The following is a 12521-nucleotide window of genomic DNA, read 5'->3' on the forward strand; positions in this document are numbered from 1 at the left end:
AGCGACGGTGCGTCGGGCCGTCGCTTGCGGCCCGCGCGCCGCGCTTGCTACACTGCGCGCCTATTCCTCATACCGGACGCCAGCCAAAGTGAACAACTAAGCCTTCCCGAAATGTTTTCGCCGCCGTGCCACGCACGCCGCGCGCGAAGGTCTTCACGCATTTTCGGAGGTGCTTATGGCTGCTGCCACGCCCACCGGCGCGCTCGTCGCGCTTCATCACGTTTCCTTCCGCTTCGACGACGGCTTCACGCTGTTCGATTCGCTCGACCTTTCCATCGATCGCACGCCGACCGGCCTCGTCGGCCGCAACGGCATCGGCAAGAGCCAGCTCGCGCAATTGATCGCGGGCCGCTGCGCGCCGAGTTCGGGGACGATCACCCGGAACACGCCAGTCGTCTACGTCGCGCAGCAGCACGACGACGACGTCGCGACCGGCCCGCGAACCGTCGCGCAAATCGCCGCGCTCGATGCACCGCTCGGCGCGCTCGCGCGTCTCGCCGACGGCCGCGCGGAACCGCACGACTTCGACCTGATCGGCGATCGCTGGGATCTCGCGGAGCGGCTGCGCACCGCGCTCGACGCAGCCGGCCTGCACGACGTGCAACCGGACACGCCCGCGCAGGCACTGAGCGGCGGGCAGCTCGCGCGCGTCGCGCTGATCGGCGCGCTGCTGTCCGGCGCGGGCCTGCTCGTGCTCGACGAACCGACCAACCACCTCGACGCGCCCGGCCGCGCGTGGCTGCGCGCGGCGCTCGACGGCTGGCGCGGCGGCCTCGTCATCGTGAGCCACGACCGTGCGCTGCTCGCCGGCGTGCAACGGATCGTCGAGCTGACGCCACAAGGCGTGCGCGCGTATGGCGGCAACTACGCGCTCTACCGCGCGCAGCGTGACGCGGAACAGGATGCCGCGCAGTCCGCGCTCGACAACGCGCGTGCCGAACGCGGACGCGTCAGGCGCAGGCTCGAACAGGAACACGACACGATCCAGCGTCACGCGGCCGGGTCGCTGCGCGACGCGAAGACAGCCAACCTGTCGTCGATGGCAACACAGAGTCGCAAGGGTGCGGCGCGCAGCATCATGGGCACGGTGCGGCGCCACCAGAACGAATTCAAGGCGACACTCGACGAACGGGTACAGGAAGCAGCCGCGCGCGTCGAAGCCGATGCGCCCGTGCTCGTATCGCTGCCGGGCACCGAGGTCAGCGCGCGCCGCCAGCTGTTCACGTTCGAACGCGCACGACTACCGTGGCGCATCGCCGGCGCTGCCGACGCAATCACGTGGTCGGCGAGCGGCCCGGTGCGCATCGCATTGACCGGCCCGAACGGCTGCGGCAAATCGACGTTGCTGCGCATGCTCGCGGGCGAGCTTTCGCCGCGTTCAGGCGCGTGCACGACGCACGTAAGCGCCGCGTATCTCGACCAGCGGCTCGCGCTGCTCGATCCCGATCGCTCGATCGTCGAGCAACTGGGGCTGCTCGATACGCCGCTCGCCGAAGGCGACCTGCGCAGCCGGCTCGCGCTGCTGCAGCTCGACGCGGCGCGCGCGACGCAGCCGGCACGGCAGCTGAGCGGCGGCGAACGGCTGAAGGCCGCGCTCGCGTGCGCGTTGTGGCGCGGCACGCCCGCGCAACTGCTGCTGCTCGACGAGCCGACCAATCACCTCGATCTCGAATCGGTGCGGGCGATCGAAGCCGCACTGGCCGGCTTCCCCGGCGCGATCGTGGTCGCGTCGCACGACACCGCGTTTCTCGCGGCGCTCGACCCGACGCACACGATGCAATGGCATCGCGACGGGTGGCGCTACGAACCCGTCGCATGAGGAGAACGCAGGGGTGTCAGCCGGCGGTGCGGAACCGCAGCACGCCGTCGTCGCCCTGCTCGCGCACGAGTTCGCCCGCGAGCCACAGCAGGTTCAGGTGCGCGAGCGCCTCGCCGAGCGCGAACGTCATCTGGTGGATGTCGAGCTCGCGGCGGCGGAACATGATCGGCACGATGTCGGCTGCGCTCATCGGCTTTTCCGCGCACGCGACGCGCACTTCGGCCAGGCGCGCGTCGTGGTGTTCGCGCAGCTGCGTGATGCGCGTGCGCACGCCGCGGAACGGCTTGCCGTGCGACGGCAGTACCAGCGTCTCGGGCGCCATCGTCTCGTAGCGGCCGAGCGACTGCAGGTACAGCGCGAGCGGATTCGCTTCCGGCTCGAGGTCGAACACGGACACGTTCGTCGAGATGCGCGGCAGCACCATGTCGCCGGAGATCAGCACGCCGTCCGCTTCGCTGTGCAGCGCGCAATGTTCAGGCGAATGGCCGAAGCCGGTCACGACGCGCCACGTGCGCGCGCCGATCGTCACCGCATCGCCTTCGCGCAGGCGCCGGTAGCGCGGCGGCACGGCCGGCACGAGATCCGAGTAGTAGTTGCGACGGTTGCGCAGCTTGTCGAGCGCGGCCGGATCCGTCAGCCCATGGCGCGCGAAGTGATCGGCGGCGGCCGCGCCGCCCGCGTTCGAGCCGTTGCCGGCCGCCATCAGGCAGCCGAACATGTACTCGCCGAGCGTCATCCACAACCGCACGTTCCAGCGGCCCTTGTCGCCGCCTTCGCACAGCCAGTTCGCGAGGCCGAAGTGATCGGGATGGCAGTGCGTGACGAGCACGCGCAGCACGGGCAGGCCGTCGAGATGCGTATCGAAGATCTGCTCCCAGTGCGTGCGGATCGCCTCCGACGAGATCCCGCAATCGACGATCGTCCAGCCGGCCTGCCCGTCGATCTCGTCGCGCAGCAGCCAGAGGTTGATGTGATCGAGCGAGAACGGCAGCGGCATGCGCAGCCAGCGCACGCCGGGTGCGACCTCGAACGTGTCGCCCGCGGCGGGCAGCGTGTCGGCGAAGGGATAGTCGAGTTGGTGTTCCAGTGCGTTCATCGGTGGGGCGTCTCGTCGTTATCGGTGCGATTGCGCGCCGGCGGCAGGCCGCGGCGGGCGTTCCGCCGATTCTATCGCCGTCCCGCGGAACGCGTGTCCGGCGGCTTGCCGCCCGTCAAAAAAAGTTCGTGCCAGAATCGGTTCCGTACCCGTATCTTTACGCGAAGATGCACCGAACGGCACCCAACGGCGGGCAACCCGCCGCCTGCCGGCCGGCCGCGCCTCGCCGCAAAGCCCTTGAACCGCCCGCTTGGGCGCTAAAATGGCGAGTGCTTACAGCCCCTCCCGAACGAGCCTGCACGCGATGAATCACTTCCCCAAACTGCTGTCCTCGCAGATCGGTTTCGACGTCGCGCAGACGATGCTCGAAAACTTCGACCGCCACTACCGGATCTTCCGCGAAGCGGCCGTCGAGGCGAAGACGCTGTTCGAGCGCGGCGACTGGCACGGGCTGCAGCGGCTCGCGCGCGAGCGGATCACGTCGTACGACGATCGCGTGAAGGAATGCGTCGAAGTGCTGGAAGACGAATACGACGCGGAGAACATCGACGACGAAGTGTGGCAGCAGATCAAGCTGCACTACATCGGCCTGCTCACGTCGCACTGCCAGCCCGAGTGCGCGGAGACCTTCTTCAATTCGGTGTGCTGCAAGATCCTGCACCGCTCGTACTTCAGCAACGATTTCATCTTCGTGCGCCCGGCGATCTCGACCGAGTATCTGGAGAACGACGAGCCGGCCGCGAAGCCGACCTACCGCGCGTACTATCCGGGCACCGACGGGCTCGCGGCCACGCTCGAGCGGATCGTCACGAACTTCCAGCTCGAGCCGGCGTTCGACGATCTCCCGCGCGACATCGCATGCGTGATGGACGCGATCCACGACGAATTCGGCCATTTCGACGAAGCGCCGAATTTCCAGATCCACGTGCTGTCGTCGCTGTTCTTCCGCAACAAGAGCGCGTATATCGTCGGCCGCATCATCAACGCCGACCGCGTGCTGCCGTTCGCGGTGCCGATCCGCCACGTGCGCCCGGGCGTGCTCGCGCTCGACACCGTGCTGCTGCGCCGCGACCAGCTGATGATCATCTTCGGCTTCTCGCACTCGTATTTCCTCGTCGACATGGGCGTGCCGTCCGCGTACGTCGACTTCCTGTGCACGATCATGCCCGGCAAGCCGAAGGCGGAGATCTACACGTCGGTCGGCCTGCAGAAGCAGGGCAAGAACCTGTTCTATCGCGACCTGCTGCACCATCTGTCGCATTCGAGCGACCGCTTCATCATCGCGCCCGGGATCAAGGGCCTCGTGATGCTCGTGTTCACGCTGCCGTCGTTCCCGTACGTGTTCAAGATCATCAAGGATCAGTTCCCGCCGCCGAAGGAAACGACGCGCGCGCAGATCATGGAGAAGTACCAGCTCGTGAAGCGCCACGACCGCCTCGGGCGGATGGCCGACACACTCGAGTATTCGAGCGTCGCGCTGCCGCTCGCGCGGCTCGACCACGCGCTCGTGCGCGAGCTGGAAAAGGAAGTGCCGTCGCTGCTCGAATACGAGGACGGCAATCTCGTGATCGAGCACCTGTACATCGAGCGCCGGATGACGCCGCTCAACCTTTATCTGCAGAACGGCTCCGATACCGACGTCGAGCACGGCGTGAAGGAGTACGGCAACGCGGTGAAGGAACTGATGAAGGCGAACATCTTCCCCGGCGACATGCTGTACAAGAACTTCGGCGTCACGCGCCACGGCCGCGTCGTGTTCTACGACTACGACGAGATCGAGTACCTGACCGACTGCAACGTGCGCCGCGTGCCGGCGCCGCGCAACGAGGAAGACGAGCTGTCCGGCGAACCGTGGTATACCGTCGGCCCGCACGACATCTTTCCGGAGACCTACGGGCCGTTCCTGCTCGGCGACCCGCGCGTGCGCGACGTCTTCATGAAGCATCACGCGGACTTTTTCGATCCCGCGCTGTGGCAGGCCAGCAAGGACAAGCTGATCCAGGGCGAATTGCCCGACTTTTATCCGTACGACACCGCGCTGCGCTTTTGCGTGCGCTACCCCGCGCGCTTCGGCGCGACGGACCAGAACGAGGGCGCAGGCGACGCGCAGCGCGCCGCCTGACGCCCGCTGCACCGCACCGATTGCGGCCCGATTTCCGCCAACGGAATCCACACCGATGAACCCCCAAGACAATCCGCTTTCACACCTGTTCGACAACAACGACGCCTGGGTCAAGCAAAAGCTCGAGGACGACCCGCAATTCTTCGCGCGTCTGGCCCACCAGCAGGCGCCGGAGTATCTGTGGATCGGCTGCTCGGATTCGCGCGTGCCCGCGAACGAGATCATCGGGCTGCCGCCGGGCGAAGTGTTCGTCCACCGCAATATCGCGAACGTGGTCGTGCACAGCGACCTGAACTGCCTGTCGGTGATCCAGTTCGCGGTCGACATCCTGCGCGTGAAGCACATCATGGTCGTCGGCCACTACGGCTGCTCGGGCGTGAACGCCGCCCTGCTCAATCGCCGCGTCGGCCTCGCCGACAACTGGCTGCATCACGTGCAGGACGTGCGCGAACGCCACACGGCGCTGCTCGACGCATGGCCGGTGGGCGAAGCGCGCTATCGCCGCCTGATCGAGCTGAACGCGATCGAGCAGGTGGTCAACGTGTGCCGCACGACGATCGTCAACGACGCGTGGGCGCGCGGCCAGTCGCTCACCGTGCACGGGCTCGTGTACGGCGTGCACGACGGCCGGATGCGCAACCTCGGGATGGCCGTGTCGAACTTCGAAGCGCTCGACGAGACCTACAAGCGCTGCGTGGCCGCGCTCGTCGCCGGCGGCGAGCACGCCCCGGACAACGACATGATCGCGGCGGATGCCGCGCGGCTCGAAGGCATCGCGCAGGCAGTCGCCGCCACGCTGAAGCCGTGCGACGACGCGAAGTAACGCCACGGCCTGCGCGGCGGTCGCTACGCAGGCGCGCAGCCGTGCCACCCATCGAACGGATCTGACACCGGCGCTGCCGCCACGGCGGCGCCAAGCAAAGGAGCGACGGGCATGAAAACCGCATTGATCGTCGGTGCATCGCGCGGCCTCGGCCGCGAATTCGTCCGCCAATACCGGCGCGACGGCTGGAACGTGATCGCCACCGCGCGCGACGACGCGTCGCTCGACGCACTGCGCGCGCTCGGCGCGCAGGCCCATGCGCTCGACATCACGCAGCCCGAGCAGATCGCGGCGCTCGGCTGGAAGCTCGACGGCGAGCGGCTCGATGCGGCCGTGCTGGTGTCGGGCGTGTACGGGCCGCGCACCGAGGGGGTCGAGACGGTCACCGCCGAGGATTTCGACGCGGTGATGCATACGAACGTGCGCGGGCCGATGCAATTGCTGCCGATCGTGCTGCCGCTCGTCGAGGACGCGCGCGGCGTGCTGGCCGTCGTGTCGAGCCGGATGGGCAGCATCGCCGAGGCGACCGGCACGACCGGCTGGCTGTACCGCGCGAGCAAGGCCGCGCTGAACGACGCGCTGCGCATCGCGTCGCTGCAGACGCGCCACGCCGCGTGCATTTCGCTCCACCCCGGCTGGGTGCGCACCGACATGGGCGGCGCGCAGGCCGCGATCGATCCGGAAACCAGCGTGACCGGCATGCGCCGTGTGATCGCCGAATCCGCCGCGGACGTGTCGCAGGCAAACGGTCGTTTCTTCCAGTACGACGGTATCGAGCTAAGCTGGTAGGCCGCCGACAACTTTGTGTCGTTAATTCACGTTTCGCATGATTATGAACCGACCTGACGCGTGCCCGTGCGGCGGCGCGTCCCCCGCTCCCGCCGGCAAAGCCCCGGCGCCCCGCTATGCGGCCTGCTGCGGCCGCTTCATCGACGGCGGCGAAGCCGCGCCGACCGCACTCGAGTTGATGCGCTCGCGGTACAGCGCATACGTGCTCGGCGCGACCGACTACCTGCGCGCGACCTGGGCCGCGCGCACCTGCCCGCCCGATCTCGACACCGACCCCGAAGCCCCCGACGCACCACGCTGGCTCGGGCTCGCGGTCAAACGCCACGCGCCGCTCGACGAGCGGCACGCGGAGGTCGAGTTCGTGGCCCGCTACAAGGTCGGCGGACGCGCTTACCGGCTCCACGAGACGAGCCGTTTCGAGCGCGACGAACAGGGTTTCTGGCGCTACGTCGACGGCGAAGTCAGTGAACGCTGACAAATAGTTGCTGTGTCAGACGCCGGGTAATTCCCGCATTGCACAACCCCATTTTGTCCGGCTACGATGACCTCGAATTGGTCATGTTGCATGGCAGGGCTTACGAATGGCGTTCAGCAAGGTATTGGTGGGATGGATGGCGGCGTGTGCGCTGTCGGCCGCTCAGGCCGGTACGCTGCCGAGCGCCAATACGGGGTCAGGTGCCGGCGCCAGCGGGTCGCTCGCCCATGCCGAGCGCTTCGACTACGCCGATTCGAACCTGCCGCAGGTCGCCGCCGACCTGAACGAGCAGATCCTCCGCATTCCGGCCGACGCCTCGGGCACCGTCACGCTCGAGGCCACGCTCTTCAAGCCGAACGGGCCCGGCCCGTTCCCGCTCGTCGTCTTCAACCACGGCAAGAACACCGGCGATCTCCATCAGCAGCCGCGCAGCCGGCCGCTCGCGTTCGCGCGCGAATTCGTGCGCCGCGGCTATGCGGTGATCGCGCCGAACCGCCAGGGCTTCGCGGGGTCGGACGGTTCGTACCAGCAGGAAGGCTGCAACGTCGGCAAGAACGGCCTCGCGCAGGCAGCCGACGTCGACGCGACGGTGCGCTACATGTCGCACCAGTCGTACGTCGATGCGTCGCGCATCGTCGTCGCCGGCACGTCGCACGGCGGCCTCGTATCGGTCGCGTACGGCACCGAAGCCGCACCGGGCGTGCGCGGCATCATCAACTTCTCCGGCGGGCTGCGCCAGGATCTCTGCGACGGCTGGCAGAAAAACCTCGTCGACGCGTTCGACCAGTACGGCGCGCACACGGCCGTGCGGTCGCTGTGGCTGTACGGCGACAACGATTCCGTGTGGACGCCCGGGCTCGTCGCGCAGATGCACGACGCGTACGTTTCGCACGGCACGCAGGCCCAGTTCATCGATTTCGGCCGCTACAAGGACGACGCGCACCGGCTGATCGTCGATCGCGACGGCGTGCCCGTGTGGTGGCCGGCGGTCAACGCATTCCTCGCGCAGTTGAACCTGCCGACGTCGGTGCGCTATGCGGTCGCGAACCCGCACGAGCCGAAGGCGAGCGGCTATGCGTCGATCGACTCGGTCAACGCGGTGCCGTATGTCGACGATGCCGGCCGTGAAGGCTATCGCCGCTTCCTGAACCAGCATCCGAGCCGCGCGTTCGCGGTGTCGTCGGAAGGCGCGTGGTCGTGGGCCGAAGGCGGCGACGATCCGATGGCGCTCGCGCTCGACAACTGCTCGAAGCAAGGCGCAGGTTCGTGCCGGCTGTATGCGGTCAACGACCGGGTCGTGTGGAACGGCGGAACGCAGACTGCCGGCAACGACGACAGCAACGCACGCGACACCGGCACGCCGGCGCTGGCTTCGCGCTGACCAGCGGCGGCACTCGCCGCCGCTTTTTGTTTTCCTCCCCCTCCTCCCTTTCGTGGCTTCGCGCGCGTGCGGCGTTCGCGACGGACGTCGCACATGCGGCACGCAACGCATGTCGACAGGAATGCGCCGTCTCGCAACCCCGCGCCCGAATTCTCCTCGTCACCGCTCGCCATCAAGCGCGTGCCGATCAGCTGCGGCCGCATCATTCCGCACCACCGACTCCCCCTTCGCACCCCGTTTTTTCGCCCCGCCGCACCATCCGGCCCAGGATTTTTTTCGGTTGGGGGGTCTCACTCGAACGTCGTCATCTGCGGTCATTTCGGGACATCTGAACCGTACCGTCCCGAGCCGCCCCGATCTGCGCCGAACTCCCGCCCGGCAAGGCTTTGCGGTGTTTGTAACCGGTAGTGCAACGGCTCGCGGAACACGCTAATCTCAGCGCGATTCGTATCTCGCCGCGCGGCATCCCGTCGATGCCGCGCGGCCGTTTTATCCCCCCGGAGCCGCCTTGAGTACGCCAGCCACCGACGACTGGGTCGCGCGCAGCCTGCGCGCGGTCTGGCATCCCTGCACCCAGATGAAGCATCACGAGCGCCTGCCGCTGATCCCCGTCGCGCGCGGCGCGGGCCTGTGGTTGTACGACCGTGACGGCCGCCGCTACTTCGATGCGGTCAGCTCGTGGTGGGTCAACCTGTTCGGCCATGCGAACCCGGACATCAACGCGGCGCTGAAGGACCAGCTCGACACGCTCGAGCACGCAATGCTCGCCGGTTGCACGCACGAGCCCGCGATCGAGCTCGCGGAGCGGCTGCACGCGCTCACCCAGCGCACGCTCGGCCATGCGTTCTTCGCGTCGGACGGCGCGTCGGCCGTCGAGATCGCGCTGAAGATGAGCTTCCACGCGTGGCGCAACCGCGGCCGCGCGAACAAGCAGGAATTCGTCTGCATCGCGAACAGCTATCACGGCGAGACGATCGGCGCGCTCGGCGTGACCGACGTCGCGCTGTTCAAGGACGCGTACGACCCGCTGATCCGCCACGCACACGTGGTCGCGTCGCCCGATGCACGAGGCGCGCTGCCGGGCGAAACGGCCGCCGACGTCGCGGGCCGCGCGCTCGCGGACGTGCGGCGCCTGTTCGTCGAACGCGGCGACCGGATCGCCGCGCTGATCGTCGAGCCGCTCGTGCAGTGCGCGGCCGGCATGGCGATGCACGATCCGTCGTACGTCCGCGGGCTGCGCGCGCTGTGCGACGAATTCGGCGTGCACCTGATCGCCGACGAGATCGCGGTCGGCTGCGGCCGCACCGGCACCTTCTTCGCGTGCGAGCAGGCCGGCGTCTGGCCCGATTTCCTGTGCCTGTCGAAAGGCATCAGCGGCGGCTACCTGCCGCTGTCGCTCGTGCTCACGCGCGACGACGTGTTCGCCGCGTTCTACGACGACGACACGACGCGCGGCTTCCTGCACTCGCATTCGTACACCGGCAACCCGCTCGCGTGCCGCGCGGCGGTCGCGACGCTCGACCTGTTCGAGCGCGACGACGTGCTCGCGGCCAATGCGCGCAAATCGGCGACGATGCGCGCGGCGCTCGCGCCGCTCGATGCGCACCCGCAGGTACGGCACCTGCGCGAGCGCGGCACGCTGTTCGCGTTCGACGTCGCGCTCGACGGCGACGCGGCACGCGGCTTCTCGCGTCGCTTCTTCGAACGCGCACTGGAACGCGAGCTGCTGCTGCGCCCGATCGGCACGACCGTGTACCTGATGCCGCCGTACGTGATGAGCGACGACGACATCGCGTGGCTCGCGCAAAGCACGCGCGACACGCTCGATGCAACGCTCGCGGAGATCGCCGGATGACGAACCTCCTGCTCAATACCCTGCAGCGCGGCCTCGCCGAACTCGACGCGCAAGGGCTGCGCCGCGTGCGCCGCACCGCCGACACCGCGTGCGATGCGCGCATGACCGTCGACGGCCGCGAGATCGTCGGCTTCGCGAGCAACGACTATCTCGGCCTCGCCGCGCATCCGGCGCTCGTCGCCGCGTTCGCCGAAGGCGCGCAGCGCTACGGCTCCGGCAGCGGCGGCTCGCACCTGCTCGGCGGCCATTCGCGTGCGCACGCGACGCTCGAAGAAGAACTCGCGGCCTTCTCGGGCGGCTTCTCCGACGCGCCGCGCGCGCTGTACTTCAGCACCGGCTACATGGCGAACCTCGCCGCGATGACGGCGCTGACGGCCAAGGGCGCGACGATCTTCTCCGACGCGCTGAACCACGCGTCGCTGATCGACGGCATGCGGCTGTCGCGCGCGAACGTCCAGGTCTATCCGCATGCGGACACGGCCGCGCTCGCCGCGTTGCTCGACGCATCGGATGCCGAAACGAAGCTGATCGTCAGCGACACGGTGTTCAGCATGGATGGCGACATCGCGCCGCTCGCCGCACTCGTCGCGCTGGCCGAACGCCACGGCGCGTGGCTCGTCGTCGACGATGCGCACGGCTTCGGCGTGCTCGGCCCGCAGGGGCGCGGCGCGCTCGCGGCCGCCGCGCTGCGCTCGCCGCATCTCGTGTACGTCGGCACGCTCGGCAAGGCCGCCGGCGTCGCGGGTGCGTTCGTGATCGCGCACGAGACCGTGATCGAATGGATGATCCAGCGCGCGCGCAGCTATATCTTCACGACGGCCGCGCCGCCGGCCGTCGCGCACGCGGTATCGGCCAGCCTGAAGGTGATCGCGGGCGACGAAGGCGACGCGCGACGCGCGCATCTCGCCGCGCTGATCGACCGCACGCGCGCGCTGCTGCGCAACACGCGCTGGCAGCCGGTCGATTCGCACACGGCCGTGCAGCCGCTCGTGATCGGCAGCAACGACGCGACGCTCACGGCGATGCGCGCGCTCGACGCGCACGGCCTGTGGGTGCCCGCGATCCGGCCGCCGACGGTACCCGTCGGCACGTCGCGGCTGCGTGTGTCGCTGTCGGCCGCGCATTCGTTCGACGATCTTGCGCGCCTCGAAGCCGCGCTGATCGAAGCCAGCGAGGCGCAGGCCGTGCAGGAGACAGAACAGCCCCCACGCTCACTTCATTCGCTGTCGACCGGAGTTGGCGCTTCAACGCTTACTTCGGTCCCATGCACGGCTCCCCCCGAGGGGGCTGCAGCCCTCCTTGGGGCGGCCCGGCGGGAGGCAGAGCAGCCCCCACGCTCACTTCGTTCGCTGCCCCCCGAGGGGGCTGCAGCCTCCCTTGGGGCGGCCCGGCGGGAGACTGCGGCATGACCGCCCCGCTCTCGCTGTTCGTTACCGGCACCGACACCGAAATCGGCAAGACCTTTGTGTCGGCCGCGCTGCTGCACGGCTTCGCGCGACATGGCCTGCGCGCGGCCGCACTGAAACCCGTCGCGGCCGGCGCGTATGAACGTGACGGCGTATGGCGCAACGAGGACGCCGACCAGCTCGACGCGGCCGCGAACGTCGTGCTGCCGCCCGAGCTGCGCACGCCGTTCCTGCTGAAGGCGCCGGCCGCGCCGCATATCGTCGCCGCGCAGGAAGGCGTGACGCTCGACATCGACACGATCGTCGCATGCCATCGCGAAGCGCTGACGCGCGCGGAGATCGTCGTCGTCGAAGGCGCCGGCGGCTTCCGCGTGCCGATGAACGACACGCAGGACATGGCCGATCTCGCCGTCGCGCTCGGCGCGCCGGTCGTGCTCGTGGTCGGCGTGCGGCTCGGCTGCATCAACCACGCGCTGCTGACCGCCGACGCGATCGCCGCGCGCGGCCTCAAGCTCGCCGGCTGGGTTGCGAACCACGTCGACCCGGCGATGTCGTTCCCCGACGAGAACATCGCGACGATGCGCGACTGGCTCGCGCGCGAGCACGGCGCACCGCTGCTCGGCCGCATTCCGCACCTGAACCCGGCCGCCCCCGAATCCGCCGCGGCGATGCTCGACATCGCCGCGCTCGTCGAGACGCTGCGCACCGCGCAGCATTGACCCAACCGAAACAGATCCCCCGATCCCTCATCCCCG

10 protein-coding genes are annotated in these 12521 nt (G+C 68.7%); 9 read left to right on the forward strand and 1 reads right to left on the reverse strand.

The genetic code is table 11. The features are described from left to right. Positions 1 to 175: 175 nt before the first annotated feature. Complete coding sequence (locus tag CFB50_RS16280; RefSeq protein WP_089446521.1) at positions 176 to 1819, forward strand: ABC-F family ATP-binding cassette domain-containing protein; 1644 nt, start codon at positions 176 to 178, stop codon at positions 1817 to 1819. A 16-nt stretch (positions 1820 to 1835) separates the two neighbouring features. Here CFB50_RS16280 and CFB50_RS16285 read toward each other — a convergent pair whose 3' ends face one another. After that, positions 1836 to 2915 (reverse strand): MBL fold metallo-hydrolase, encoded by a 1080-nt coding sequence (locus CFB50_RS16285; protein WP_089446522.1) that lies wholly within the window; start codon positions 2913 to 2915, stop codon positions 1836 to 1838. Positions 2916 to 3219: 304 nt separating this feature from the next. Here CFB50_RS16285 and aceK point away from each other — a divergent pair, with 304 nt between their 5' ends. From aceK to bioD, 8 genes are all read left to right on the forward strand, one after another. Continuing rightward, positions 3220 to 5037: a bifunctional isocitrate dehydrogenase kinase/phosphatase gene (gene aceK / locus CFB50_RS16295; protein WP_089446523.1), complete on the forward strand. Its 1818-nt coding sequence runs from the start codon at positions 3220 to 3222 to the stop codon at positions 5035 to 5037. A 55-nt stretch (positions 5038 to 5092) separates the two neighbouring features. Continuing rightward, positions 5093 to 5860, forward strand: coding sequence for a carbonate dehydratase (can, locus tag CFB50_RS16300; RefSeq protein ID WP_069248994.1), 768 nt, complete (start codon positions 5093 to 5095; stop codon positions 5858 to 5860). A gap of 111 nt (positions 5861 to 5971) precedes the next feature. Then, positions 5972 to 6649, forward strand: coding sequence for an SDR family oxidoreductase (locus CFB50_RS16305; RefSeq protein ID WP_069248995.1), 678 nt, complete (start codon positions 5972 to 5974; stop codon positions 6647 to 6649). Positions 6650 to 6686: 37 nt separating this feature from the next. After that, positions 6687 to 7124 carry a YchJ family protein gene (locus CFB50_RS16310; RefSeq protein WP_089446524.1) on the forward strand — a complete coding sequence of 146 codons (438 nt, stop codon included), beginning with the start codon at positions 6687 to 6689 and terminating at the stop codon, positions 7122 to 7124. Positions 7125 to 7230: 106 nt separating this feature from the next. After that, positions 7231 to 8505, forward strand: coding sequence for a dienelactone hydrolase family protein (locus tag CFB50_RS16315; protein ID WP_089446525.1), 1275 nt, complete (start codon positions 7231 to 7233; stop codon positions 8503 to 8505). Positions 8506 to 9013: 508 nt separating this feature from the next. Next, positions 9014 to 10360: an adenosylmethionine--8-amino-7-oxononanoate transaminase gene (gene bioA / locus CFB50_RS16325; RefSeq protein WP_089446527.1), complete on the forward strand. Its 1347-nt coding sequence runs from the start codon at positions 9014 to 9016 to the stop codon at positions 10358 to 10360. Then, the gene (bioF, locus tag CFB50_RS16330) at positions 10357 to 11769 is read left to right on the forward strand and encodes an 8-amino-7-oxononanoate synthase (protein WP_089446528.1); all 1413 of its coding nucleotides are present in this window, start codon (positions 10357 to 10359) and stop codon (positions 11767 to 11769) included. Before bioA ends, bioF begins: the two co-directional genes overlap by 4 nt. Continuing rightward, positions 11766 to 12485, forward strand: coding sequence for a dethiobiotin synthase (bioD, locus tag CFB50_RS16335; RefSeq protein WP_089446529.1), 720 nt, complete (start codon positions 11766 to 11768; stop codon positions 12483 to 12485). The genes bioF and bioD overlap by 4 nt, the downstream gene beginning before the upstream one ends. Positions 12486 to 12521: the final 36 nt, after the last annotated feature.

The sequence above is a fragment of the Burkholderia sp. AU33423 genome, from assembly GCF_002223135.1.
Classification (GTDB): Bacteria; Pseudomonadota; Gammaproteobacteria; order Burkholderiales; family Burkholderiaceae; genus Burkholderia; species Burkholderia lata_D.

Coding starts and splice junctions, on each gene's coding strand:
- CFB50_RS16280 (WP_089446521.1), top strand. CDS start 176: ATGGCTGCTGCCACGCCCACCGGCGCGCTCGTCGCGCTTCATCACGTT.
- CFB50_RS16285 (WP_089446522.1), bottom strand. CDS start 2,915: ATGAACGCACTGGAACACCAACTCGACTATCCCTTCGCCGACACGCTG.
- aceK (WP_089446523.1), top strand. CDS start 3,220: ATGAATCACTTCCCCAAACTGCTGTCCTCGCAGATCGGTTTCGACGTC.
- can (WP_069248994.1), top strand. CDS start 5,093: ATGAACCCCCAAGACAATCCGCTTTCACACCTGTTCGACAACAACGAC.
- CFB50_RS16305 (WP_069248995.1), top strand. CDS start 5,972: ATGAAAACCGCATTGATCGTCGGTGCATCGCGCGGCCTCGGCCGCGAA.
- CFB50_RS16310 (WP_089446524.1), top strand. CDS start 6,687: ATGATTATGAACCGACCTGACGCGTGCCCGTGCGGCGGCGCGTCCCCC.
- CFB50_RS16315 (WP_089446525.1), top strand. CDS start 7,231: ATGGCGTTCAGCAAGGTATTGGTGGGATGGATGGCGGCGTGTGCGCTG.
- bioF (WP_089446528.1), top strand. CDS start 10,357: ATGACGAACCTCCTGCTCAATACCCTGCAGCGCGGCCTCGCCGAACTC.
- bioD (WP_089446529.1), top strand. CDS start 11,766: ATGACCGCCCCGCTCTCGCTGTTCGTTACCGGCACCGACACCGAAATC.